Source organism: Duganella sp. Dugasp78 (assembly GCF_059491455.1).
Genome location: NZ_CP168506.1, coordinates 120726 through 145587, shown reverse-complemented (window position 1 = coordinate 145587; position 24862 = coordinate 120726). Strand labels below are relative to the sequence as shown.

General features: G+C 63.1%; 21 protein-coding genes. 18 read left to right on the top strand and 3 right to left on the bottom strand.

Annotation, left to right across the window (positions count from 1 at the left end; all coding sequences use genetic code 11):
* Positions 1-79 precede the first annotated feature (79 nt).
* Together ACEN9O_RS00635 and ACEN9O_RS00630 are read left to right on the top strand one after the other, a co-directional pair.
* A complete protein-coding gene (locus tag ACEN9O_RS00635; RefSeq protein ID WP_495615744.1) occupies positions 80-496 on the top strand; it encodes a hypothetical protein in 417 nt (138 codons plus the stop codon).
* Positions 493-963 (top strand): hypothetical protein, encoded by a 471-nt coding sequence (locus tag ACEN9O_RS00630; RefSeq protein WP_495615743.1) that lies wholly within the window; start codon positions 493-495, stop codon positions 961-963. The genes ACEN9O_RS00635 and ACEN9O_RS00630 overlap by 4 nt, the downstream gene beginning before the upstream one ends.
* Here ACEN9O_RS00630 and ACEN9O_RS00625 read toward each other — a convergent pair.
* Entirely contained in the window at positions 960-1880 is a 921-nt protein-coding gene (locus ACEN9O_RS00625; protein WP_495615742.1) for an acyltransferase family protein, read from the bottom strand. The genes ACEN9O_RS00630 and ACEN9O_RS00625 overlap by 4 nt on opposite strands.
* Positions 1881-2043: 163 nt before the next feature.
* Between ACEN9O_RS00625 and ACEN9O_RS00620 the strand changes: the two genes are divergently transcribed.
* The 15 genes from ACEN9O_RS00620 to ACEN9O_RS00550 all read left to right on the top strand — a co-directional run bounded on the left by ACEN9O_RS00620 (position 2044) and on the right by ACEN9O_RS00550 (position 22852).
* Positions 2044-2802, top strand: a complete 759-nt coding sequence (locus tag ACEN9O_RS00620) for a 3-hydroxyacyl-CoA dehydrogenase (RefSeq protein WP_495615741.1) — start codon at positions 2044-2046, stop codon at positions 2800-2802.
* An 81-nt stretch (positions 2803-2883) separates the two neighbouring features.
* Positions 2884-4683 (top strand): gamma-glutamyltransferase, encoded by a 1800-nt coding sequence (gene ggt / locus ACEN9O_RS00615; protein WP_495615740.1) that lies wholly within the window; start codon positions 2884-2886, stop codon positions 4681-4683.
* 59 nt (positions 4684-4742) lie between these two features.
* Positions 4743-5918 (top strand): patatin-like phospholipase family protein, encoded by a 1176-nt coding sequence (locus ACEN9O_RS00610; protein ID WP_495615739.1) that lies wholly within the window; start codon positions 4743-4745, stop codon positions 5916-5918.
* A gap of 101 nt (positions 5919-6019) precedes the next feature.
* Positions 6020-11005, top strand: a complete 4986-nt coding sequence (locus ACEN9O_RS00605) for a two-component regulator propeller domain-containing protein (protein WP_495615738.1) — start codon at positions 6020-6022, stop codon at positions 11003-11005.
* Positions 11006-11129: 124 nt separating this feature from the next.
* Positions 11130-11846, top strand: a complete 717-nt coding sequence (locus tag ACEN9O_RS00600) for a response regulator (RefSeq protein WP_495615737.1) — start codon at positions 11130-11132, stop codon at positions 11844-11846.
* A gap of 90 nt (positions 11847-11936) precedes the next feature.
* Positions 11937-13586, top strand: coding sequence for an AMP-binding protein (locus ACEN9O_RS00595; RefSeq protein WP_495615736.1), 1650 nt, complete (start codon positions 11937-11939; stop codon positions 13584-13586).
* Positions 13587-13596: 10 nt separating this feature from the next.
* Complete coding sequence (locus ACEN9O_RS00590; protein ID WP_495615735.1) at positions 13597-15987, top strand: bifunctional salicylyl-CoA 5-hydroxylase/oxidoreductase; 2391 nt, start codon at positions 13597-13599, stop codon at positions 15985-15987.
* A gap of 4 nt (positions 15988-15991) precedes the next feature.
* Positions 15992-16843 (top strand): SDR family NAD(P)-dependent oxidoreductase, encoded by an 852-nt coding sequence (locus ACEN9O_RS00585; RefSeq protein ID WP_495615734.1) that lies wholly within the window; start codon positions 15992-15994, stop codon positions 16841-16843.
* 15 nt (positions 16844-16858) lie between these two features.
* A complete protein-coding gene (locus ACEN9O_RS00580) occupies positions 16859-17392 on the top strand; it encodes a MarR family winged helix-turn-helix transcriptional regulator (RefSeq protein ID WP_495615733.1) in 534 nt (177 codons plus the stop codon).
* 11 nt (positions 17393-17403) lie between these two features.
* Positions 17404-18258 carry an enoyl-CoA hydratase family protein gene (locus ACEN9O_RS00575; RefSeq protein ID WP_495615732.1) on the top strand — a complete coding sequence of 285 codons (855 nt, stop codon included), beginning with the start codon at positions 17404-17406 and terminating at the stop codon, positions 18256-18258.
* A complete protein-coding gene (locus ACEN9O_RS00570) occupies positions 18258-19433 on the top strand; it encodes an acyl-CoA dehydrogenase family protein (RefSeq protein ID WP_495615731.1) in 1176 nt (391 codons plus the stop codon). Before ACEN9O_RS00575 ends, ACEN9O_RS00570 begins: the two co-directional genes overlap by 1 nt.
* A complete protein-coding gene (locus ACEN9O_RS00565) occupies positions 19433-19825 on the top strand; it encodes a RidA family protein (RefSeq protein WP_495618406.1) in 393 nt (130 codons plus the stop codon). Before ACEN9O_RS00570 ends, ACEN9O_RS00565 begins: the two co-directional genes overlap by 1 nt.
* Positions 19826-20253: 428 nt before the next feature.
* Positions 20254-21291, top strand: a complete 1038-nt coding sequence (locus tag ACEN9O_RS00560; RefSeq protein ID WP_495615730.1) for a hypothetical protein — start codon at positions 20254-20256, stop codon at positions 21289-21291.
* Positions 21292-21399: 108 nt separating this feature from the next.
* Entirely contained in the window at positions 21400-21606 is a 207-nt protein-coding gene (locus ACEN9O_RS00555) for a helix-turn-helix transcriptional regulator (RefSeq protein ID WP_495615729.1), read from the top strand.
* A 196-nt stretch (positions 21607-21802) separates the two neighbouring features.
* Positions 21803-22852, top strand: coding sequence for a YagK/YfjJ domain-containing protein (locus ACEN9O_RS00550; RefSeq protein ID WP_495615728.1), 1050 nt, complete (start codon positions 21803-21805; stop codon positions 22850-22852).
* A gap of 66 nt (positions 22853-22918) precedes the next feature.
* Here the strand turns inward: ACEN9O_RS00550 and ACEN9O_RS00545 are convergent, their stop codons facing one another.
* Complete coding sequence (locus ACEN9O_RS00545) at positions 22919-23851, bottom strand: toxin-antitoxin system YwqK family antitoxin (RefSeq protein WP_495615727.1); 933 nt, start codon at positions 23849-23851, stop codon at positions 22919-22921.
* A gap of 110 nt (positions 23852-23961) precedes the next feature.
* On the opposite strand from ACEN9O_RS00545, the gene ACEN9O_RS00540 reads away from it, so the two are divergent.
* Complete coding sequence (locus ACEN9O_RS00540) at positions 23962-24204, top strand: helix-turn-helix domain-containing protein (protein WP_495615726.1); 243 nt, start codon at positions 23962-23964, stop codon at positions 24202-24204.
* A gap of 10 nt (positions 24205-24214) precedes the next feature.
* On the opposite strand, the gene ACEN9O_RS00535 is transcribed toward ACEN9O_RS00540, so the two are convergent.
* Entirely contained in the window at positions 24215-24784 is a 570-nt protein-coding gene (locus ACEN9O_RS00535; protein WP_495615725.1) for a recombinase family protein, read from the bottom strand.
* Positions 24785-24862 lie beyond the last annotated feature (78 nt).

Here is a 24862-nt window from a genome sequence, read left to right as displayed (position 1 = left end):
TTACCAATTGTTTCAAGTGCTTCCCTCCGGTGCTACACCTGCTAATAATGAAAGGTGTAGCACTACGCGAGGTGATGCCATGAACATGTTGAAACCGGCGCTGGCGCTGGCCTTCCTGCTGGGAGTCCTGGTCAGCCCCAATGCCTGGGCGCAGCGAGGCGGCCATGGAGGCGGTGGTCATGGTCATTTCCACGGTGGAGGAGGTGGTGGTCACGGCTATCATCACGGCCACGGCCACGGCTACTTCCGCGGCGGCGTCTTTATCGGTGCGCCGCTGTTCTGGCCGCGCTACGGCTACTACGGTCCCTACTACGACGGTTACTACTATCGGCCCGGCTATTACGCCGATGCGCCGCTGTATTTACCGCCATCCGACGCGGCAATGTCGCCGACACGCTTGTACTACTGCGACAATCCGCGCGGCTACTATCCCAACGTCACCGCCTGCCTGCTGCCATGGCGCGCGCTGACAGCCACCTTGGTGCCGCCGCCATGACGCCGCGCACCGCGCTATGCCTGATGCTGGCGCTGCCGGGCGCGCTGGCCGCCGCCCAGGCGCCGGCACCGGGCGCTGCCAGGATCGCCGCCTCCGCCAGCCCCGAGTTACGTGAATACGCCAAATTGCCGGTCTGCACCTTGAGCGCCGACGGCCTGCGGCTGGCGGTCGAACCCTGCCGCACCGCGCCGGCGCGCAAGCCGATGCCGCGCCGCCCCGTCCCACAGATCATCCAGCGCATGCCGGTGGTCAAGCAGGCGCCGCAAGTCGCGATGCCCGCCGCGCCGCCGTCGCCGTCGCTGCAGACCCTGCTCAATCCTCCCAACGCGCCGAAAGCACTGAACAACTGCGGCCCCACCGGCTGCAACGACGCCAACGGCACGCACATCAACAACGCCGGCCCCGGCACGGCAATCTCTCCTGCCGGCAAAGTCTGCAACCGCAACGGCGTCTGGCTGCAGTGCTAGCGCGTCGTCCGGTTGATGCCCACAGCGGCTGCCACGATGATCATGGTCGAGATGATCAGGTCCAGCCAGGTATTGTGAGTGAGGCGCACAAACAGGTAAGTGTGTATCAAGAAGATTTCCAGGAGATAGACCTCGAATTCCGCTAGCCGCGCAAAGCCGTGCCAGCTGAAGTTGGTGGCGTTTGCCAGCCAGACGCTGCAGGCGATGCTCGTCGTGGCGATCAGCGCTGTATTGGCGCCGTTGAATCCAGCCCGGTTTGCCGCCAGCAAGGCCATACAGCCGAGCGCGGCGACCACGGACGCAAGCCAGGCGCGCAGCCGCGGTTCTTGCGCCCCGTATGCAACCCCGAGGATAAAGCCAAGCGATGTCAGCCAAAGTTCATGGCCGATGTGGGATTTGTCTTCAAGATAAACGGCGGCGATGGTCGCTCCCGCCGCGACCGCCAGCGCCCGCTGCTTCGACCGGCACAGCTTCGCCAGGAAGGGATAGAGCAGGTAAAACAGCAACAGCAGCGTGAAGAACCAAAGGCCCGCACCCAGTCCGCTGCGGTTGCGGATGTCCAGCCAGTTCAACACACCCGACAATCCGAAAAAATGCACGAGGGTGTGCCAATGCAGCAGCGTTCCTCCCCGGAGCACGACCACGACGGCAAGAAATCCCATGATGACCCAGTAGCGCATGCCCAGCCGCTCCAGCTTTTTCTTCCAAAACCGGCGCATGTCGAGGTTGGGCCCGTAGATGCGCGAAGTAAAGTATCCCGAAGAGAAGGCGAAGATGAACAGGCCCACAGTGACCGGTATCCACAGGATTGACGGCGAAAACCAATGGCCAAGGAGAACGATGAATATGGCAACAACCTTGGCGATGGAGAAGTTGAGGCTGATCCTGGGATCCAGCGTATGGGCTTGGTTTTTCATGGTTTCCCCCTCGAGGCGCGATTGAAAACCGTAACATGCTGACGAAGATGCAACCTTGCGCCGGATCCGCCTGCACAGCTTTTCCTCATCTCCGATAAAAAATTCGCTACAATTGCGATGTGACGTTAACGTAAACGTCAAATAAAAACAGATAGGGACACACATGCAAATTCAGAACAACGTATTCATCGTCACCGGCGGCGCCTCGGGCCTGGGCGCGGCCACCGCGCGCATGATCGTCGCGCAGGGCGGCAAGGTGGTGCTGGCCGACGTGCAGGTGGAACCGGGCGAGGCGCTGGCCGCCGAACTCAAGGCCGTCTTCGTCAAGTGCGACGTCACCTCGGAAGCCGACGGCAAGGCCGTGGTCGACGCCGCCCTCGCGCTGGGCACGCTGCGCGGCCTGATCAACTGCGCCGGCGTGGCGCCCGCCGTCAAGACCGTCGGCAAGGACGGCCCGCACCCGCTGGATGTGTTCCAGCGCACCGTCAACATCAACCTGGTCGGCACCTTCAACATGGCCCGCCTGGCCGCCGACGCGATGGGCAAGACCGCCGCCACCGACAGCGGCGAACGCGGCGTGATCATCAACACCGCCTCGGTGGCTGCCTTCGACGGCCAGATCGGCCAGGCCGCCTACGCCGCCTCCAAGGCCGCCGTGGCCGGCCTGACCTTGCCGATGGCGCGCGACCTGTCGCGCAGCGCCATCCGCGTGATGACCATCGCCCCAGGCATCTTCGAAACGCCGATGTTGATGGGCATGCCGGAAGAAGTACGTACCGCGCTGGGCAATATGGTGCCGTTCCCGCCGCGCCTCGGCCGCCCGGACGAATACGCCCACCTGGCCAAGACCATTATCGAAAACACCATGCTGAACGGCGAAACCATCCGCCTGGACGGCGCCATCCGCATGCAGCCGAAGTAAACGATTTACACGATTTCGTGTAGGATGCCAGAGTGATCGGGCGCGCGGCCCTGGCCGCGCGCCTCTTATTTTGGAGAGTCCATGTCCCGCAAGTTTCGTATCGAGCCTTTGGCGCTGAGCCTCGCGCTGTCCCTTCCGCTGCTGGCCGCACTGCACGCGCCAGCCTACGCACAACGCACCGGCGCCGACGTGGCGCCCGAAATCGCCACCGGCTACAGCGAGAAAGCCGGCAAGTCCGCGCAAAAATTCATGGTGGCGGCGGCCAATCCACTGGCCACCCAGGCCGGCTACCAGATGCTCAAGCAGGGCGGCACCGCCATCGACGCCGCCATCGCCACCCAGCTGGTGCTGACGCTGGTCGAGCCGCAATCGTCCGGCATCGGCGGCGGCTCCTTCCTGCTGTACTCCGACGGCAAACGCGTGCAATCCTATGACGGCCGCGAAACCGCACCCGCCGCCGCGGACGAACACCTGTTCCAGGACAAGGACGGCAAGGCCGTCTCGCGCGAGACCGGCGTGATCGGCGGCCGCTCGGTCGGCGCGCCCGGCGTGCTGCGCATGCTGGAGCTGGCGCACAAGGAGCACGGCAAGCTGCCATGGAAGGCGCTGTTCGCGCCGGCCATCAAGCTGGCCGAAGACGGCTTCAATGTCAGCCCGCGCCTGAACGCCTTGCTCAGCTACGACCGCTACCTGGCGCGCGACCCGGTCGCCAAGGCCTACTTCTTCGGCGAGGACGGCAAACCGCGTCCGGTCGGCTACCTGCTGAAGAACCCCGAGCTGGCGCGCACGCTGCGCGAGATCGCCGACGGCGGCGCCGACGCCTTCTACCAGGGCCGCATCGCGCGCGACATCGCCGCCAAGGTGGCCGGTCATCCGACCAATCCCGGCAAGCTGACCGCCGCCGACATCGCCGGCTACCAGGCCAAGGAGCGCACGCCGATCTGCAGCGACTACAAGGCGTGGACCGTGTGCGGCGCGCCGCCGCCGTCGTCCGGCGGCATCGCCATCGCGCAGATGCTGGGCATCCTGGAAGTGAAGGACATCAGCCCGTACAAACCAGTCAACGGCGCGCTGACCGCCGAAGGCATCCACCTGTTCACCGAGGCCGGCCGCCTGGCTTACGCGGACCGCAACCGCTACCTGGCCGACACCGACTTCGTGCCGCTGCCCGGCAAGGGCGTGGCCGCGCTGCTGGACAAGGCCTACCTGAAGCAGCGCGCGGCGCTGATCGGCGATAAATCCATGGGCCGCGCCAACTACGGCACGCCGGCGTCGGTGCAGGTCGCGTGGGGCGCCGATACCGCCATCGACAAGCCATCCACCTCGCACCTGGTGGCGGTGGACGCCTACGGCGGCGGGCTGTCGATGACCACCTCGGTGGAAGACGCCTTCGGCGCGCGCCAGATGGTCGACGGCTTCATGCTGAACAACCAGCTGACCGACTTCTCCTTCGATTCGCAGGACGAGAACGGCCCGATCGCCAACCGCGTGCAGGCCGGCAAGCGCCCGCGCAGCGCCATGTCGCCGACGCTGGTGTTCGACAAGGTCACGCACAAGCTGGTGCTGGCCACCGGCTCGCCGGGCGGCTCGACCATCATCAACTACGTGGCCAAGGTGCTGGTCGGCACGCTGGACTGGAAGCTGGACGTGCAGCAGGCCATCAGCCTGCCCAACTTCGGCAGCCGCAACGGCCCGACCGAACTGGAAGCGGGACGCGTGTCGCCGGCCGTGATCGAGCAGCTCAAGGCGCGCGGCCACCAGGTGCGCGAGTTCGAACTCAACTCCGGCTTGCAGGGCATCCAGCGCCGCACGGTCAACGGCAAGGAGGAGTGGTTCGGCGGCGCCGATCCCCGTCGCGAAGGTGTCGTATTAGGCGACTAATGGCTCTAAACTGACCCCGGCGCCTCCCCAAATCCGGCAGACCCTGCTAACCTTGTCGTATGGGAATTCAAAAGAAAACAGGATTGATCCTGACGGGCGGTGGCGCCCGCGCCGCCTACCAGGTCGGTGTGTTGCAGGCAATCTCGGAGATACTGTGGGAAGCGGGCTGGCCCCCCGCGCGCAATCCGTTCGAGATCATCTGCGGCACCTCGGCCGGCGCCATCAACGCCACCGCGCTGGCCTGCCGCGCCGATAACTTCGGCGAGGGCGTGCAGAAGCTGCTCGACGTCTGGCAGGAGATCGAGGTCGAACAGGTCTACCGCGCCGATTCGCTGGGCGTGATCCGCTCCGGCGCGCGCTGGCTGTCGCTGCTGTCGTTCGGCTGGCTGCTGCGCAAATGGCGCGCCGCGCCGCCCGCCTCGCTGCTGGACAATACGCCGCTGGTCAGCCTGCTGCACCGCATGCTGGACTTGCCGCGCCTGGACACGGTGCTGTCCGAAGGCCTGCTGCACGCGCTGGCCGTCACCGCCTCGTCCTACACCGCCGGCAACCACCTGACCTTCTACCAGACCGCCGCCGACATCGCGCCGTGGATACGCATGCAGCGCGTGGCCCTGCAGGACCAGATCGGCGTCGAGCATCTGCTGGCGTCATCGGCCATCCCGTTCATCTTCCCGGCCACGCCGCTGTACATGGGGGGCCACCGCGAATACTGCGGCGACGGTTCGATGCGCCAGCTGGCGCCGATCTCGCCGGCCATCCACCTCGGCGCCAGCAAGGTGCTGGTGGTCGGCGCCGGACGCCTGACCGAGCCGGCCCGCAGCGCCGCCGAAAAGAGCGCGGCCCGCTATCCCAGCCTGGCGCAGATCGCCGGCCATGCCATGTCGTCGATCTTCCTCGACAGCCTGGCGGTCGACATCGAGCGGCTGGAGCGCATCAACAAGACGCTGTCCATGCTGCCGCCGGAGCTGCTGGAGAAGACGCCGCTCAAGCCGGTGCAGCTGCTGGTGATCGCGCCGTCCGAACGGCTCGACGATATCGCCAGCCGCCACATCGCCAGTCTGCCGGCGCCGATACGCACCATGCTCTCGGGGATAGGCGCCACCGAAACCCGCGGCGCCGCGCTCGCGTCGTACCTGTTGTTCGAATCGACATATACTTGCGAGTTGATCCGCCTCGGACAGCGCGACACGCAAGCGCGCAAGGACGATGTGCTGGCCTTCTTCGAATCCTGAAGTGCGCCCCCCGAAACGATGGGGTCTGACCCCGTACGGGGTCAGACCCCTGCCCGCGGGGTGCGGGGTAAACGGTGCCGCATACTTTTAACGAGATTCCAGTGACGGTTTTTGTTCGCCTATTTTGCCGATTCCTGCTGCCCGTCCTGCTGTTGTGGGGCCTGGGCGCGGCCGCCGCATGGGCGGGGGCGCCGCCGCGCACGCTGCGCTTCGAGCAGCTCAGCGTCGAGCACGGGCTGGCGCAGGAATCGGTGCTGGCCATCGCCCAGGACAAGCAGGGCTTCATCTGGCTCGGCACCCAGGCCGGCCTGACCCGCTTCGACGGCTACCGCACCATCACCTACAAGAGCGCCGTCTCCGACCCGCGCAGCCTGGCCGACAACTGGGTGCGCGTGCTGCACCTGGACCGCTCCGGCCAACTGTGGGTGGGCACCGACGGCGGCCTGGATCGCTACGACGCCGCCACCAAGAGCTTCACCCACTTCCTGCCGCACGAATCGGCGCAGCGCGGCAACGGCAACCGCCACGTGCGCGCCATCGCCGACGACGGCGAGGGCGGCCTGTGGCTGGCCAGCGCCGACGGCCTGCATCACTTCGAGCCGGGCAGCCAGCGCTTCACCAGCTGGCACCACGACCCGGCCGATGCCGGCAGCCTGGCCAACGACCAGGTCAACGCGCTGGCGCGCGACGCCGCCGGCCGCCTGTGGGTGGCCACCGCCACCGGCCTCGATATGCTGGCGCCGGGCGAGGCGCGCTTCCAGCACTTCACCATCGACGCCAGCGGCGACAGCAAGTACAACGCGGTGCTGGCGCTGCAGGTGGACAGCGCGCAGACGCTGTGGGTGGGCACGCTGGGCGGCCTGGAACAATGGCGCCTGCTGGGCAAGGAGCCGCAGCGCCGCCGCCTCGGCCCGCGCGAAGGCATGAAGCCGGGCATGAGCATCACCACGCTGTACGTCGACGCCGAGACCAACGTCTGGGTCGGCACCCAGGCCGACGGCCTGCTGCGCTGGCTGCCGTCGGAGAACCGGCTGGTGCAGTACCTGCACCAGTTCAGCGACAGCCACAGTGTGGCGGACAACCAGATCTCGGCGCTGTTCCGCGACCGCGTGGGCACCTTCTGGGTCGGCACCTGGAACGACGGCGCCAGCCGGGTGGACCTGGGCAGCGGCGGCTTCGCCCGCATCGTGCGCCAGGCCGACATTCCGAACACGCTGTCGGACAACAAGGTGCGCGCCATCGTCGCCGAGGCGCGCGGCCAGCTGTGGCTGGGCAGCAGCGGTGGCCTGAATCTGTACGATCCGGTCAGCGGCGAGGGCAAGGTGTGGCGCCACGATCCGCAGCGCGCCAACAGCTTGAGCGACGACCAGGTCACCGCGCTGTGGCGCGAGAAGAACGGCAATATGTGGATAGGCGGACGGGCCGGCGTCAACCACCTGGACGTGGCGAGCGGCGCGATCAAGGCGCTGTCCTTCGTGCGCGGCGACCCGGCCAGCGACACCATCCGCAACATCGTCGGCGACCGCAGCGGCATCCTGTGGATCGCCTCGCGCGGCGGCCTGCACCGGCTGGACCCGCAGACCATGGACGTGCGCACCTTCCGCCACGATCCATCCGACATGAGCAGCCTGGCCGACAACGTGGTGCGGCCCATCCTGGAGGACCGCAAGGGCCAGCTGTGGATCGGCACCTTCAACGGCCTCGATCTGCTGGACCGCAAGACCGGCACCTTCCGCCACTTCCGGCGCGACCCGGCCGACCCGTTCAGCCTCAGTCACGACGAGGTGCACTACCTGTACGAGGACGGCCGCGGCACCATCTGGGTCGGCACCGCGGCGGGCCTTAACAAGATGGTGGTGGCGGCCGACGGCGTCATCCGCTTCCGCCGCTACCTGCGCAAGGACGGCATCGCCGACGACGCCATCGCCTCGATCCTGCCCGACGACGCGGGCAACCTCTGGCTGAGCACCAACAGCGGCCTGTCGCGCCTTAACACCAGCACGGGACTGGTGCGCAACTACAGCGGCGCCGACGGCACCATCGAAGGCGCCTACTTCGACGGCGCCGCGCTGCGCACGCCGGACGGCACGCTGTACTTCGGCGGCTTCAACGGCATCACCGCCTTCGTGCCGACGGAGGTGCGCGAGAACAGCGTGGCGCCGAGCGTCGCCATCACCGATTTCCAGATCTTCAACAAGTCGCTCAAGCCGGGGCAGGGCGACCATCCCGACGTGCTGAAGGTGGCGATCGAGCACACCAGCGCGCTGACGCTGCGCGAGAGCGATTCCGTGTTCTCGCTGGAGTTCGCGGCGCTGCACTACGCGGCGCCGCAGCGCAACCGCTTCGCCTACCAGCTGCAAGGCTTCGACGAGGACTGGGTGGTCACCGATTCGACCAAGCGCTTCGCCACCTACACCAACCTCGATCCGGGCCAGTACACCTTCCGCGTCAAGGCCGCCAACAAGGACGGCATCTGGAACGACAACGCCGCCACGCTGGAGATCACCATCCTGCCGCCGTTCTGGAAAACCTGGTGGTTCCGCGGCCTGTTCGGCCTGGCCCTGCTGGGCGCCGGCTATGCCGCCTACGCCGCGCGCGTGCGCAGCCTGCACCATCAGCAGCAGCGGCTGGAGGAACTGGTCGGCTCGCGCACGGCGGAAGTCGAGCACAAGAACCTGCTGCTGCAACAGCAGAAACAGGAGCTGGAGCAGCGCCGCCTGGAGGCGGAGGCGCAGCGCGCCGAGGCCGAGCAGCGCCGCATCGACACCGAACGGCAGAAGGTGGAAGTCGAGCGGCAGAAGGAGAATGTCGAACAGGCGCACCGCAACATCTCGGTGCTGAGCGAACTGGGTCGCGAGATGAGCGCCACGCTGGACATGGAGACCTCCATGCGCACGCTGTACCGCCACGTGCATCACCTGATGGATGCGCAGATCTTCGGCATCGGCTTCGTGCGCGAGGACGAGGGCGTGATCGACTTCCCGTTCGCCATCGACGCCGGCGTGCGCACCTTGCCCTATCAGCGCCACATGGATCAGCCCAACCAGCTGGCCGTATGGTGCCTGACGCACCGCAAGCCGGTGTTCATCAACGACTTGCAGGCGGAGTACCGCGACTACATGGACGACACGGGGCTGGACATGCTGGTGGCCTGCGTGCGCGAGGATGGCCAGCCGGCCGCCGTGGCGCAATCGCTGATGTACGCGCCGCTGGTGGCCAACGACAAGGTGGTCGGCTTGCTGTGCGTGCAGAGCGTCGAGAGGAACCGCTACCAGCAGGTGCACATGGACATGCTGCAAACGCTGGCCTCGCACGCCGCGGCGGGCCTGGAAAACGCGCGCGCCTACCAGCAGCTGGAGGAAACGCTGCAGACGCTGCGCCAGACCCAGGCCCAGTTGCTGCAGCAGGAGCGCCAGGTGCGGCTGCACACCGAGGAGCTGGCGCTGGCCAACCGCGCCTTGCAGGAGAACGACGAGCGCCTGCGCCTGGCCAAGCAGAAGGCGGAAGACGCCACCCGCCAGAAGTCCGAATTCCTGGCCAATATGAGCCACGAGATGCGCACCCCGCTGGCCGGCGTGATCGGCATGCTGGGCTTCGCGCTGCGCGACAGCCGGCTGGCCATCAGCACGCGCGAGCAGATCATGCGCGGCCAGGCCAGCGCGCAGTCGCTGCTGTCGATCATCAACGACCTGCTGGATTTCTCGAAGATCGAGGCCGGCAAGCTGACCATCGAGAATATCGACTTTTCGCTGTCGGCGGCGGTGGAGAACGTGGTCAGCCTGTTCGAGGAGCAGGCCGCCGCCCACAGCGTGCAATTCAGCCTGGAGTTCGGCGACGGCCTGCCGCAGTTCGTCGTCGGCGATCCGACCCGGCTGCGCCAGGTGCTGGTCAACCTGGTCGGCAATGCGTTCAAGTTCACCGAGCGCGGATCGGTGCGGATGCGCGTCGAGCGCGTGCCGCAGGAGGACGATGTACGGGCCCGCGCCGGCTACAAGGGGGCGCTCAACCGCATCCGCTTCAGCGTATCCGACACCGGCATCGGCATCGAGGCGGCGGCGATACCGCGCCTGTTCCAGCAGTTCGAGCAGGCCGACGCCTCCACCACGCGCCGCTACGGCGGCACCGGCCTGGGGCTGGCGATCTGCCGCCAGCTGGTCGAGCTGATGGGCGGCGGCATCAACGCCGTCAGCACGCCGGGCGAGGGCAGCACCTTCTCCTTCGAGCTGCCGCTGGCGAACGGCGTGCCGCCGCCGATGGTGCCGCATGTGCCGCGCGAGCCGCACAGCCACCAGCTCAAGGTGCTGTGCGCGGAGGACTTCCCGACCAACCAGATCATCATCCGCATGATGCTGGAGGACCTGGGCCACAAGGTCGACATCGCCGCCAACGGTGCGCTGGCCGTCAAGGCCTGCTCGCTGACGCGCTACGATCTGATCCTGATGGACGGCCGCATGCCGGAAATGGACGGCGCCAGCGCCACCCGCATGATACGGTCCGGCGGCACCGAGGCGGCGCCGGTGCGAGACCAGGAGCTGATGATCATCGCGCTGACCGCCAACGCCAGCGAGGAAGACCGCAGCCGCTACCTGGCCGCCGGCATGGACGATTTCCTGACCAAGCCGATCGACGAGGACAAGCTGCACTTCCAGCTTAGCCGCGCGATCGAACGCCAGCTGCAGCGGGGCGTCCAGCTGCCGCGCATGGAGCCGCGCCACAACCCGGCGTTGGGCACGCCGGAGCTGGACTCGCTGTTCGGCGTGGCGCCGGCGGCCGAGGAGCCGGCGCGGTTGGCGCAGCACAGCGGCGGCAGCGATCTGAAACTGCGGCTGCGCAGCGCCTTCCACCAGGACGCGCCGCTGCGCCTGGTGGAGCTCGAGCGCGCCGTGGAGTTGGGCGACGCCGATGCCGCCAGCCGTCTGCTGCACGGCATGAAGGGCAGCGCCGGTTATCTGGAGGAGCAGGAACTGCAGGCGCTGTGCGGGGAGCTGGAGCTCGATGCGGACCACGGCAACTGGCCGCGCATCGTCGAGGCCATGCCGCAGCTGCGCGCGTTGCTGCTGCGGGCCGGCGCGGCTAGCACTTTGTAAGCTGCGGCAATTCGTATAAATCCTTATCTGTCCAGGACGTATAAGCCCGGTTTTTCATGTAATATCGTTGCAAGTGCCGTACTAGGGTCACACTAAAGTAGTTGTTAAGGGCACAGGGAGTCTCATGAAAGTTCTGGTAGTCGACGACGATGTCGTCTCGCGCATGGTGTTGATGCATTTGATCGACAGCTGTGGCAAGTTCGATATCGTCGAAGCGGAAGATGGCGCCGACGCCTGGCAGCAGCTGGAAGACGGCTTGCGTCCTGCGATCTGCTTCTGCGACCTGCGCATGCCGCGCCTGTCCGGCATGGAGCTGCTGCAGCGCGTCAAAGGGCATGCGGAAATCAACACCATGCCCTTCGTGCTGGTGACCTCGGCCAACGACAAGGATACCGTGCAGGAGGCCTCCAATTCCGGCGCCGCCGGCTATATCGTCAAGCCGTTCCAGGCGGAGCAGGTGCGCGTGCACCTGACGGGTTTCCTCGACCAGGCGGCCAGCGGCTACGATCATCACGCCGAGGATCCCGCCGCCACCATGCGCCGGCTGGGCATCAATGGCGAGCGACTCCTGGTTTACCTGAGCGGTTTCCAGAACCAGCTGACCGCCGCCAGCGGCGACTTGGCGAGCTTGCTGGCCAAGGGCCAGCAGCAGGAAGCGCAGGCCCGCATCGACCGCCTGCACGCCGGTTGCGTCACGCTGGGGTTGGACGGCGCGGCCGTCGTGCTGAAGGGCTTCAACCCGGGCGGTCTGTCCAACGACGCGGTGCAGGCCGCGCTGGCCGACGTGGTGCGCGCCGTGATCCATCAATCCGGCCTGATACGGCAGGGCGCCTCCGCCTGAGCGATTGCACTTGATGTTGAGATAGTTTAAGTTTAAAGTATCTGTGGCGTGAGCAGCGGATACCGAACGACTTCCAACTCCAGGGCGACCATGACCAGACCGACAGCCAGTTCTGCCAGCACTTCCGTCACCAGCAGCGACAGCGCACACACCGACCACTTCGCGCGCGAGCACTTGCCGCCGCCGGAGCTGTGGCCGGAGTTGCGCTTCGACCTGCCGGAGCTCCAGTACCCGCCGCGCCTCAATTGCGTGGCGGAGCTGTTCGAGGGCGCGCTGGCCGGCGGCGCGGCGGAACGCATCGCGATCCGCGGCGAGCAGCTCAGCTGGACCTACGCCCAGCTGCTGGAGCAGATCGACCGCATCGCCCATGTGCTGCGCGGCCCGCTGGGGCTGGAGGCGGGCAATCGCGTGCTGCTGCGCGGCGCGAACAATCCGATGATGGCGGCCTGCGTGCTGGCGGTGCTGAAGGCCGGTTGCATCGCCGTGCCGACCATGCCGCTGCTGCGCGCGCGCGAGCTGGGCACCATCGCCGCCAAGGCCGAGATCAACGCCGTGCTGTGCGCGGACGGCCTGCGCGCTGAAATGGAGGCGGTGGATTTGCCCGCCGCCGTGAAGGCGAAGACGCTGTGGTTCGGCGGCGCCGGCGCCACGCTGGAGCTGCTGATGGCGCAGCAGTCGGCCAGCTTCGACGCGGTGGACACGGCGGCCGACGACGTCTGCCTGATCAGCTTCACCTCCGGCACCACCGGCATCCCGAAGGGCACCATGCATTTCCATCGCGATGTGATGGCGATCTGCGACTGCTTCCCGCGCTCGGTGCTGGATTCGCAGCGCAGCGATATTTTCATCGGCACGCCGCCGCTGGCCTTTACCTTCGGCCTCGGCGGCCTGCTGCTGTTCCCGTTGCGGGTCGGCGCCAGCGCCGTGCTGCTGGAAAAACTGACGCCGGAAACCCTGCTCAAGGCGATCGAACAATACCGGGCCACGGTGTGCTTCACCGCGCCGACCTTCTACCGGCAGATGGCGCCGCTGGCCGGCAAGTACGACATCGGCAGCCTGCTCAAGACCGTCTCCGCCGGCGAGGCGCTGCCGCTGGCGACGCGCGAGAGCTGGCGCCAGGCCACCGGGCTGGCGATGATAGACGGCATAGGCGCCACCGAGCTGCTGCATATTTTCATCTCGGCGGCGGGCGAGCAGATACGGCCGGGCGCCACCGGCAAGCCGGTGCCGGGCTACCAGGCCTGCATCCTCGATTACGACGGCAAGCCGGTCGGGCCGGGCGTGATCGGCAGGCTGGCGGTGAAAGGCCCGACCGGCTGCCGCTACCTGGCGGACGAACGCCAGCGCGACTATGTGCTCGATGGCTGGAACCTGACCGGCGACGCCTACGAGATGGACGCCGACGGCTATTTCTACTACCGCTCGCGTACCGACGACATGATCATCTCGGCCGGCTACAACATCGCCGGCCCGGAAGTGGAGGACGCGCTGCTGCGCCATCCCGCCGTGGCCGAATGCGGCGTGATCGGCCGGCCGGACGAGGAGCGCGGGCAGATCGTCGAAGCGCACGTGGTGCTCAAGCCGGGCCACGAGGCGTCGCCGGAGCTGACGGCGCAGCTGCAGGAATTCGTCAAGGGGCAGATCGCGCCGTATAAGTATCCGCGCGCGGTCCGCTACCTGACGGCGCTGCCGCGCACCGAGACCGGAAAACTACAGCGCTTCAAACTGCGTACCGAGTAAAGAGAACCGTATGAATATTGTATGCATAGGCGGCGGCCCCGCCGGCCTGTATTTCAGCCTGCTGATGAAGAAGCAGGACCCGTCCCACCAGATCACGGTGGTGGAGCGCAACCGTCCCTACGATACCTTCGGCTGGGGCGTGGTGTTCTCCGACCAGACGCTGGGCAACCTGATGAATTCCGACGAGGCGACCGCGCGCGCGATCCTGCAATCGTTCAACCACTGGGACGATATCGACGTCTTCTTCAAGGGCGAGAAGGTCACGTCCGGCGGCCATGGATTCTGCGGCATCGGCCGCAAGCGCCTGCTCAACATCCTGCAGCAGCGCTGCGAGGAACTGGGCGTGTCGCTGGTGTTCGAGACCGAGGTGGCGGACGACCAGGAAATCGCCACCCGCTACGGTGCTGATCTGGTGATTGCCTCCGATGGCCTGAACAGCCGCACCCGCACCCGCTACGCCGACAGCTACCAGCCGCAGATCGAAGCGCGCCAGTGCCGCTTCGTGTGGCTGGGCACGCGCAAGAAATTCGACGCCTTCACGTTTGCCTTCAAACAGACGGAGCACGGCTGGTTCCAGGCCCACATCTACCAGTACGACGACGACACCTCGACCTTCATCGTCGAGACGCCGGAGTCGGTATGGCGCGCGGCGGGACTGGAAGACATGAGCGCTGAAGAATCGATCGCGTTTTGCGAGCGGCTGTTCGCGGAGCAGCTGGACGGACATGAGCTGATGTCCAATTCGGCGCACCTGCGCGGCTCTGGCATGTGGATCAAGTTCCCGCGCATCGTCTGTGGCCAGTGGGTGCATTGGAACACGGTGGGAGACAAACGTGTACCGGTGGTGCTGATGGGCGACGCCGCGCATTCGGCGCATTACTCGATCGGCTCCGGCACCAAGCTGGCGCTGGAGGATGCGATCGAACTGGCACGCTGCTTCGGCCAGCATGCCGATGCCGACGCCGATGCTGCGCTGGCGGCCTATCAATCTGCGCGCGCGGTGGAGGTCATCAAGCTGCAAAGCGCGGCGCGCAATTCGATGGAGTGGTTCGAGAACGTCGAGCGCTACACGGCGATGGAAGCGCCGCAGTTTGCCTATTCGATGCTGACACGCAGCCAGCGCCTGTCGCACGAGAACCTGCGCCTGCGCGATGCGGCCTACGTGGCGGACTACGAACGCTGGTTCGCCGCCCGCGCCGGCATACAGGCGGGCCTGGCGCCGGCGAAGGCGGCGCCGCCGATGTTCACACCCTTCAAGGTGCGCGACGTGGTCTTGAAAAACCGTATCGTCGTCTCGCCGATGGCGCAATACAGCGCGGTGGACGGCGTCGTCGGCGACTATCACCTGACCCACCTCGGCGCGCGCGCGCTGGGCGGCGCGGCGATGGTGTTCGCCGAAATGACCTGCGTATCGGCCGATGCGCGGATCACACCGGCTTGTCCCGGCATGTACGCGCCGGAGCACACCCGGGCCTGGAAGCGCATCGTCGATTTCGTCCACCAGCACAGCGACGCGAAGATAGCGCTGCAGCTGGGCCATGCCGGCGCCAAGGGTTCGACCCGCGCCATGTGGGACGGCATCGACCAGCCGCTGCCGGACAGCCGGGACAACTGGCCGCTGGTCTCCGCCTCGCCGCAGCAATACCTGGCGGGCATATCGCAGACCGCGCGCGCCATGACGCTGGCCGACATGGACCGCATCGAAGCGGACTTCGTGCACGCCACGCGGGCCGCCGATGAAGCGGGCTTCGATTGGGTCGAGCTGCATTGCGCCCACGGCTACCTGCTGTCGTCCTTCATCTCGCCGTTGACCAACGAGCGCGGCGACGAATATGGCGGCAGCCTGGAAAACCGCTGCCGCTATCCGCTGCGCGTGTTCGCCGCGATGCGCGTCGCCTGGCCGCAACACAAGCCGATGAGCGTGCGCATCTCGGCGCACGACTGGGTCGAAGGCGGCATCACGCCGGACGACGCGGTGCACATCGCCCGCCTGTTCAAGGCCGCCGGCGCCGACATGATCGACTGCTCGTCGGGCCAGGTCAGCAAGCTGGAAAAGCCGGTCTATGGCCGCATGTTCCAGACGCCGTTCGCGGACCGCATCCGCAACGAGGCCGGCATCGGCGCGATCGCGGTCGGCTCGATCTTCGAGGCCGACCACGCCAACGGCATCATCGCCGCTGGCCGCGCCGACCTGTGCGCGGTCGGCCGCCCGCACCTGGCCAATCCGGCGTGGACGCTGGCCGAGGCGGCAAAGATCGGTTATTCCGCCGTCGCCTGGCCCAAGCAGTACCTGCCGGCCAAGCAGCAGCTGGAACGCAATCTAGAACGCGAACGCCAGCTGGCGGCGGCCAATACCGGCCTCACGCCGCAGCAGGTCGCGGCCAAGTTACTGGAAGGATGAAGCAATGAGCACCACGAACAAATCCCGGGCAGCCTATCTGGCGCCTGGTTCGACGCAGGTCGGCGCGAACCTGCCGCTGGCGGGCAAGCATGCGCTGGTGACGGGCGGCGCGCGCGGGATCGGCGCCGCCTGCGCGCGGGCCTTGCTGCTGCGCGGAGCGCGCGTTACGCTGGCGGGCCGCGATGCGCAGGCGCTGCTGGCCGCCGTCCAATCCATGAGCGCCATCGTTCCGCCGCTGGGCGGTGCGGTCGCGATGCAGGTGCTGGACGTGACCGATGAGGAATCGGTGCGCAGCGGCTTTGCGGCTGCCGCCGCATGCTTCGGCCGCATCGACATCCTGGTCAACAACGCCGGCCAGGCCGCGCCCGCGCCGTTCGGCAAGACCGACGCCGCGCTGTGGCAGCGCATGCTGGACGTGAACCTGACCGGCACCTTCCACTGCACCCAGGCCGCGCTGCCCGGCATGCTGGATGCGAACTGGGGCCGCATTGTCAACGTCGCGTCGACGGCGGGGCTGGTCGGCTATCGTTATGTGTCGGCCTATGTCGCGGCCAAGCACGGCGTGATCGGCCTGACCCGCGCGCTGGCGCTGGAAGTGGCGACCAAGGGCGTGACGGTCAACGCCGTCTGTCCCGGCTACACCGAAACCGACATCGTGCGCGAGGCGGTCGCCAACATCGTCGCCAAAACCGGCCGCAGCGAGGACGAGGCGCGCGCTGAACTGGCCGCCGGCAATCCGCAGAAGCGGCTGGTGCAAAGCGAGGAAGTCGCCAGCGCCGTGGCCTGGCTTTGCCTGCCGGAGGCGGGCGCCATGAATGGACAATCCGTCGCCGTCGCCGGCGGCGAGGTAATGTGAAGTACGAGGAAAACTATGCCACCATTTTCAGACAACGATAACGATGAAATCCCGGTCGGGGACGGCGATGCGCCGGTGCTGGATCTGGCCAGCCGCCTGACGCAGGACCATCACCAATCGCTCAAGCTGTGGCTGCGCATGTTGTCCTGCACCGTCAGGATCGAGAACGAAATCCGCAGCCGGCTGCGCGCCAGCTTCGGCATCACCTTGCCGCGCTTCGACTTGATGGCGCAGCTGGAACGCTATCCGCAGGGCTTGCGCATGGGCGAGCTGTCCAAGCGCATGATGGTCACCGGCGGGAACATCACCGGCATCACCGACCAGCTGGAGCAGGAGAAGCTGGTGGTACGAGTGCCGGACCCGAAGGACGGCCGCGCCTACAGCGTGAAGCTGACGGCGGCCGGCCGCAAGGCCTTCGCCACCATGGCCACCGAACATGAAGGCTGGATCGCCGAGCTGTTGCAGGACATGTCCGGCGCCGACAAGAGCCAGCTGATCGACCTGCTGTCGCAGATGAAGCAGCACCTGAATGCCTCGGACGAAAAATAAGGAACCACACCATGCGATATCTTCCCGGCGAAGCGCAGCAACTGCCCGGCAACCGTGCCGCGCTGACCGATTACCAGGCCAGTCATTTTCTGTTTGAAGTCAGCGGCGGCGTCGCCACGCTGACGCTGAATCGGCCCGAGCGCAAAAATCCGCTGACCTTCGATTCCTACGCCGAGCTGCGCGACCTGTTCCGCGCGCTGGCCTATGCGGATGACGTCAAGGCCGTGGTCATCACCGGCGCCGGCGAGAACTTCTGTTCAGGCGGCGATGTGCACGACATCATCGGCCCGCTGACCAAGCTGGATATGCCCGGCCTGCTGGCGTTCACACGCATGACGGGCGACCTGGTGAAAGCCATCCGCGCCTGCCCGCAACCCATCGTGGCGGCGGTCGACGGCATCTGCGCCGGCGCCGGCGCGATCCTGGCGCTGGCGTCGGACATCCGCCTCGGGACGGCGCGCAGCAAGACCGCCTTCCTGTTCACGCGGGTTGGCCTGGCTGGCTGCGACATGGGCGCCTGCGCCTTGCTGCCGCGCGTGATCGGCCAGGGCCGCGCGGCCGAGCTGCTGTACACGGGACGCTCGATGTCCGGCGCGGAGGCGGAGCGCTGGGGCTTCTTCAACAGCGTGCAGGAACCGGAAGCGCTGCTGGCCGCGGCGCGCGCCTTCGCGCAAGGCCTGGCCGACGGCCCCACTTTTGCGCACGGCATGACCAAGAAAATGCTGCAGCAGGAATGGAATATGGGCGTCGATGAAGCCATCGAGGCGGAAGCGCAGGCGCAGGCGATCTGCATGGCGACCAACGATTTCCACCGCGCCTACCACGCCTTCGTGGCCAAGCAAAAACCTGAATTCGAAGGCGACTGATGGCGGACAAATCTTATCTTGAATGGCCGTTCTTTGAAGCGCGCCACGTGGAGCTGGAGGCGCGGCTCGACGCCTGGGCGGCACAGCATATCGCCCAGCACCATGAGGCCGATGTCGATGCCGCCTGCCGTCAGCTGGTGCGCCAGCTGGGTGAGGGCGGGTGGCTCGCGCACGCCATCGGCGGCAGCGCATACGGCGGCGCCGGCGACGGCATCGACACCCGCGCCATCTGCCTGATCCGGGAAACGCTGGCGCGCCACAACGGCCTGGCCGATTTCGCCTTCGCCATGCAGGGCCTGGGCTCGGGCGCCATCAGCCTGCACGGCAGCGGGGCGCAGCGGGCCGACTATCTGCCGCGTGTCGCGCGCGGCGAGGCGATCGCCGCGTTCGCGCTGTCGGAGCCGCAGGCCGGCTCCGACGTCGCCGCCATGCAGTGCGCGGCGGTTCCCGATGGCGACCACTATGTGCTCAACGGCGAGAAGACCTGGATCTCCAACGGCGGCATCGCTGATTTCTACGTGGTCTTCGCCCGCACCGGCGAACAGCCCGGCGCGCGCGGCATCAGTGCCTTCATCGTCGATGCCGGCACGGCGGGCTTCGAGATCGCCGAGCGTATCCAGGTCATCGCCCCGCATCCGCTGGCGCGCCTGGTGTTCAGCGATTGCCGCATCCCGGCCGCCAGGCGGATCGGCGACGCCGGGCAGGGCTTCAAGGTGGCGATGGCGACACTCGACGTGTTCCGCACCTCGGTCGCGGCGGCGGCGCTGGGCTTTGCGCGGCGTGCGCTGGACGAGGCGCTGGCGCGCGCCACGCAGCGGCAGATGTTCGGCCAGGTGTTGGCCGACTTCCAGCTGACGCAGGCCAAGCTGGCGCAGATGGCGACCGGTATCGACGCCGCCGCGCTGCTGACCTACCGCGCCGCGTGGCAGCGCGACCAGGGGCGCAAGGTGACCAAAGAAGCGGCGATGGCCAAGCTGAGCGCCACCGAGACGGCGCAGCAGGTGATCGACGCCGCGCTGCAGATGTTCGGCGGCCTGGGCGTGGTCAGCGAACAGCCGGTCGAGCGGCTGTACCGCGAGATCCGCGCGCTGCGCATCTACGAGGGCGCCACCGAGGTACAGCAACTGATCATCGCGCGCGAACTGCTGCGCGAACTCAATCACAAGGGAGCATGATGGAATTTCTTCAACCGCCGGGCTGGGCGCGGCCGCGTGGCTATTCGAACGGCGTGGCCGCCAGCGGCCGCACGGTGTGCGTCAGCGGCATGATCGGCTGGGACGGGCAGGGCGTGTTCCACACCGACGACTTCGCCGGCCAGGTGCGCCAGGCGCTGCAAAACGTGGTCGAGGTGCTGGCCGAGGCCGGCGCCCGGCCCGAGCACATCGTGCGCATGACCTGGTACGTGCTGGACCGGAAGGAATATGTCGGCGCCTACAAGGAGGTGGGCGCCGCCTACCGCGAGATCATCGGCGCCCATTATCCGGCCATGACGGCGGTGCAGGTGGCGGGGCTGGTCGAGGACCGGGCCAGGGTGGAGATCGAGGTATCGGCTATCGTGCCGAATTAAACGCCAGCATTTTTCGGGTGTGGTTCAGGGAAATTGGTTGGATTATTGTCAATAAGTGATGCCGGACTGGCTGGTCCTCATTGCGGACGCGATGTGCCCGCCGGTTCGCCGGCATGACAAAAAAGCCGCAGTGCCTTACAGGCACGCGACTTTTTAAGGGGTGTATGCTGGTCCCCCGACTGGAATCACATTCCCCTATAAGGAATGAGGGAAATGGATAAAGATACCATCAAAAGTACCAACAAATCTCGTGATGATGCTCGTTGTCCTCCTCCTTCGCATTGATCTCCGAAGAGAGAAGGGGTATCACGGACCGATAATAGGCTAGTCCAGCTAACTTGTGTAAGATATCACCCAACTTGTGTGCGCTTCTGTTCTTGTACGGGGGTGTACTCTTACCTTGACATCTTGACTGGGCACGTGATTTTGTGGAATTAAAAAAACCTATCTACACAATCGAAGAAGTTGCAAGGTTGCTTGCATTCGACCTAGAACATTTCATTAATAAGGCTACGGTCGAGGACTTGGAATTGTTCGTTCATGTGCCAAAATCTTTAGATGTTTACAATGTCCGTCCGTCTGATACTAACTACTACCTTGGTCAGTTTGATGCGCGGGAGCGACCATCTGACGCCTATCTGATATCTGAACTTTCTCTGCTAAGAATTCCATTTCGTGGATTGAAACGCTTGGCCAAGACTCATGTACTCAAAGAGACTATTTTTGAATATGGTGGGTCAATTGACGAGAATGGGGATGTAGTTAGAGTATTTCCGTTATCGCCCCCATCCGAGAGCACATATGTCGGTCGAGATGCTTACAATCGCCGCTTTATTACCTTTCCCAAAGGCATAGAAAATATATATTTTCAAAATTCTATTAAGCATCCCAAGCGGCTGGAAGTCGTCATTCACGACGTTGTCGTACTACGCGACACACTAGAAAAGCTTCTGGAGTTTAAAGGTGATGTTGAAAACCTAGTACCTGCGCCAGTAAATTCCATTGCTCTTTTAGATTTTCCGCATGTCTCAGAGCCATATGTTGGAAAAGGTTTAAAGATTTTGCACGATGTATTTAATAGAGTCTGGTCTGGGTATGCAACGGCCAATTTTCTAAGAAAAGACTCAGATTTTGTTTCGGATTTACTACGTAAAGAGTTCAATTTTCCAAAATACAAAACAAAATTCGGAATACAGGTTGTTTTGAATGACGTTGAGATTAAACGCAACACCGAAGATGGTACCCTCCGGATAAGCGCACCGATGTTGGCTCAATTAATGGAAGCTTCATTGTATCATTGGTGGCCGAAGCCTGGCCAGGCTTCACCACGTCATGCGAATGACGATGTAGCGCAGTGGTTTTTGGACGTTGGATGGACTCCCAATGCTGCTGCTATCGGAGCAGCAATCATTCGTCCCGACTATGTCAAATTAGGGCGACCCTCCGTAAAAGATTCACCCATTTAACAGGGGAAGGCTGTGCTCTAAAAAATGGTTGGTCCAATAGTTTAAGTTTTATTGTGGCAATTCTTTTGCCAATATACCGTCATGTTTCCAACGCCTTAGGAGGCTTACATGACTGTACTAAAAATTATCCGCCGTAAAGAAGTAGAGGAGCGTATCGGTATGTCGCGCTCTGCTATCTATGACAAGCTCTCCCACGCTTCTCCCCGCTTCGATCCATCTTTCCCTCGTCCAATCAATCTGGGGCTGCATGCTGTAGGTTGGATTGAGGCTGAGGTAGACGCTTGGCTACATGCCCGAATCACTGCATGCCGATAGCTACCCAGTTACTCATCAATAAATTTTCTCCAGCAACCACTTACCGCGTAACTCTGCAAATCTCTGAGCGAGGATTTCGTCGAGTTATTCGATAAGGGCGTGTTGCTATGTACCGAAGCCCTCGATGCTTTCGTTTAGCTGGAGTTTTGGTTATTTATGTTATTAACAAAGAATTGAGTAGGATAAATTATTTATTATGGATGAATTTAATAACTTAGATGATGATTACGAATTCTGTACAGACGCTATCAATTTTAATAGTCAAAGCAATTTGACCCTGGAAGATGGAAGAACCTTACGTGTTCTAGGAAAGAACTACTCCGAAAGCCATTGGTACAACATTTACCAGTTTGTTAAAGCTATAGAAGAGACAAGCGACTCCACAATAAAAGCCATTATCAATCCAGATAACTCGATTCTGCCTAATAATGACATAACTGAGTACTATGACCAATTGGTTGGATTAAGCCGTAGCCATGATCCAGAGCTGGCCTATGGTCCCCATGTTCAGTTGTTCTATGACCTTGCGACCGATACGCATCTCAGTGCTGAAATTACAATTGAGAAATTTAAGAAGCTGGTTGAGAAGATAAAGCTAGAGACTCAGTCTAAGGAATTTAAGAAACAAGCCAGACGGAAATATGAGCGACTGAAGGAAAATGAAAAAGCTGCTATCAATTACATAGATAAAATTTTTGAAAACCATGCAAGGGTAATGTTACTTAGGATCGATTTGCACTTAAAAAATTCAGGTGAAGATAAAATCTGTCAGCTTGCTAAAATTAGGGATCTGTTTACAAAGTTCCTCAATGATCGGCGGAGTAATAAATTTTTCAATCATGAACTCGGCTACCTATGGAAACTTGAAGATGGTCAATCACGAGGTTGTCATTATCATTTAATCCTTCTGCTTGACGGATCGAAAGTTCAAAAGGATGAATTCATTGCAACACAAATAGGTGAATTCTGGAAGAAAATTACTGATGGCCAAGGTACTTACTTCAATGCAAATTCTAAGCAATATCTCGACAGCTTAACTGCGAAGGGCATTGGCATAGGTGTAGGCCGCATTGAGAGCCACGATACTGAAAAACGAGCTATTTTGATAAGGGTAGTGAAGTATTTCTTCAAGGCGGAGCAGTATGTCGAAGCTAAGCTCTCCTTAGGCATGCGGTCCTTCGGCAAGGGTACTTTCAAGGTGCGCCCAGGCCAAGGTGGTAGACCACGTAAGGTGAGGCACCAATGATGGCGGCAGTCGGCAAGGACAAGTCGAGTAAGTCGTTGCCGACTGCGGCTGTTGGGCCATCAATGGCTATTTCTTGCAGCCAGCTTCCCACTCCTGCATTACGTCGTTCATGATCGGAGCATCGTCGCCGTTCGCTTTGTGGAACGCAGCTATTTTTGAATCAAGGCAGGCATCACCTGTAGATGGGGCCGCTGCATTCGTAGCTAGTTGTTTGACTCCGTTGCTGTAGATAGTTTCTGTACACACTGCGCCGGACGGGTCGTCAACCAACGCGGGCAAGAAGTATGTGCCTCCTAGCTTTTCTGCTAAGGCAGCATATACTTGGAACTTTTCGTAGTTGGGCTTGAGCCGCTCCATTGGAATGTCGCGGTTCAACTGGCAGGACTTCCAAATGCCATCGGGTACACCGGCTTTGTAGTGTTCTTCCCGCTCGCCCGAACGGGAGACGCCGGTTTGTTTGCCGTTCTCCCAAACCAGATCAGTCAGCAAGGTTTCGCCGGTAATGTCCCAGCGCTTCTCTTCTCCGACTTTCTTACCCGCTTGATAGTTGATGCGACTGATGATTTTGCCAGTCTTCGGGTTGTAGCGTTCTTCAACACCGTCTGGCTCGCCGCCGTGAATTGTGGACGCCATCATCAGGTTGCCGCTGTCCGACGCCCAAAGTTTCAGGGTTCCGTCGATCCGGCCTTTGCTGTAGGCGAACTCACCGATCTGTTTGCCTTTGGCGTCCTTACACACGGCAGTTCCATCAAACAGACCATCCTTCACAGGCACGTTACAGCTACCTTCCCAGTCGCCATACTGCGCGGCGTATCGTTTGCCGACCTGGATAACGTCCACATTCGTCAGCGTGCCTGTGAAGGGATCGCTGGCGTCCTTCTTGTAAATCAAGCCTTGTTCAACGTGGGTTTGCCGCATGTCGATCTCGCGGCTACAGCCGGTGAGGCTCAATAACCCAGTGAGCATTAGCGCGGCCGCTGGGGCGGTGATTTTGGACATTTGTTTCCTTTCGTTAGGCGTTAATAATTCTTTCTAGAAACATGCAAATACTATCACGTGCTACTCAAACTCTGTAGACCCAAAGTCATCATGAAAGCAACCTATGGTCCGTGAACGCCCAAGCAAATACCTCCCAGCAGCAACGACAGCCAGCGAAGATTCTCTTCGGCGTCAGGTTGCGGCTCGCACGTGAGGAAATGGGGCTGTCCCAGGAATTGCTTGCGGAGAAGGCAGGACTACATCGGACCTACATTGGTCAGGTGGAGAGAGGTGAAAGAAACACGTCGGTAGATAGCATGGAGCGCTTGGCTGATGCCGTCGGCCTTCCGCTTTGGGAAATGCTGCGACCGTGAGAGCGCTGTCTTAAGCAGGCTGTGCCTTGAGGATGCGGTACACGCTGGCGATGCCGATAGAGCAGGCGTCGGCTATCTCCTGTTTGGTTAAGTCTTTCGCAGCCAGCGCCAAGACCTTGGCACGTTTCGCTTGTGCTGTTGGCACGCGGCCTGTATATGCCCCACGTTGTTTCGCGGCGGCTATTCCGACCCGCTGGCGCTCTAGCATGTTCTCCCGCTCGAACTGAGCAATGGACGCGAACAGATTGAACGTGAGCCGCCCAGATGGCGTTGCGGTATCTACGGCCAGATCAAGAATCCGTATCGTTGCGCCTGCACGCGCTACACGTGATTCAATCTCAACCATGTGCACCATTGACCGGGCGGCGCGGGACAAGCTGCTAAAGACCAGTACGTCACCAGGCTTTAAGGCGGCGAGCACCTTAGCGAACTCGATCCGATCCTCCATTTTGACGCTGCTGATCTGCTCCCGGTAGATCGACTGGTCAGTGCAGCCGGCTCCCTTGAGCTTTGCGATTTGATCTGCAAGCCCGGCAACCTGCTCAATTGTCGAGGTGCGAGCGTATCCATAAATCGTCATGGCGATTCCTTTCTATCATTAGGTTCTAGAAGTGGTGAAATTATCAATAGGCTCTGGAGGGATGAGCAGCATTGATAG

What these genes read in the sequence shown, in the direction of transcription:
- ACEN9O_RS00630 (WP_495615743.1), top strand. Translation starts at nt 493, where the DNA reads ATGACGCCGCGCACCGCGCTATGCCTGATGCTGGCGCTGCCGGGCGCG.
- ACEN9O_RS00600 (WP_495615737.1), top strand. Translation starts at nt 11,130, where the DNA reads ATGAAAGTTCTGGTAGTCGACGACGATGTCGTCTCGCGCATGGTGTTG.
- ACEN9O_RS00570 (WP_495615731.1), top strand. Translation starts at nt 18,258, where the DNA reads ATGGCGGACAAATCTTATCTTGAATGGCCGTTCTTTGAAGCGCGCCAC.
- ACEN9O_RS00580 (WP_495615733.1), top strand. Translation starts at nt 16,859, where the DNA reads ATGCCACCATTTTCAGACAACGATAACGATGAAATCCCGGTCGGGGAC.
- ACEN9O_RS00545 (WP_495615727.1), bottom strand. Translation starts at nt 23,851, where the DNA reads ATGTCCAAAATCACCGCCCCAGCGGCCGCGCTAATGCTCACTGGGTTA.
- ACEN9O_RS00585 (WP_495615734.1), top strand. Translation starts at nt 15,992, where the DNA reads ATGAGCACCACGAACAAATCCCGGGCAGCCTATCTGGCGCCTGGTTCG.
- ACEN9O_RS00535 (WP_495615725.1), bottom strand. Translation starts at nt 24,784, where the DNA reads ATGACGATTTATGGATACGCTCGCACCTCGACAATTGAGCAGGTTGCC.
- ACEN9O_RS00550 (WP_495615728.1), top strand. Translation starts at nt 21,803, where the DNA reads ATGGATGAATTTAATAACTTAGATGATGATTACGAATTCTGTACAGAC.
- ACEN9O_RS00620 (WP_495615741.1), top strand. Translation starts at nt 2,044, where the DNA reads ATGCAAATTCAGAACAACGTATTCATCGTCACCGGCGGCGCCTCGGGC.
- ACEN9O_RS00575 (WP_495615732.1), top strand. Translation starts at nt 17,404, where the DNA reads ATGCGATATCTTCCCGGCGAAGCGCAGCAACTGCCCGGCAACCGTGCC.
- ACEN9O_RS00625 (WP_495615742.1), bottom strand. Translation starts at nt 1,880, where the DNA reads ATGAAAAACCAAGCCCATACGCTGGATCCCAGGATCAGCCTCAACTTC.
- ACEN9O_RS00555 (WP_495615729.1), top strand. Translation starts at nt 21,400, where the DNA reads ATGACTGTACTAAAAATTATCCGCCGTAAAGAAGTAGAGGAGCGTATC.
- ACEN9O_RS00595 (WP_495615736.1), top strand. Translation starts at nt 11,937, where the DNA reads ATGACCAGACCGACAGCCAGTTCTGCCAGCACTTCCGTCACCAGCAGC.
- ggt (WP_495615740.1), top strand. Translation starts at nt 2,884, where the DNA reads ATGTCCCGCAAGTTTCGTATCGAGCCTTTGGCGCTGAGCCTCGCGCTG.
- ACEN9O_RS00635 (WP_495615744.1), top strand. Translation starts at nt 80, where the DNA reads ATGAACATGTTGAAACCGGCGCTGGCGCTGGCCTTCCTGCTGGGAGTC.
- ACEN9O_RS00590 (WP_495615735.1), top strand. Translation starts at nt 13,597, where the DNA reads ATGAATATTGTATGCATAGGCGGCGGCCCCGCCGGCCTGTATTTCAGC.
- ACEN9O_RS00610 (WP_495615739.1), top strand. Translation starts at nt 4,743, where the DNA reads ATGGGAATTCAAAAGAAAACAGGATTGATCCTGACGGGCGGTGGCGCC.
- ACEN9O_RS00565 (WP_495618406.1), top strand. Translation starts at nt 19,433, where the DNA reads ATGGAATTTCTTCAACCGCCGGGCTGGGCGCGGCCGCGTGGCTATTCG.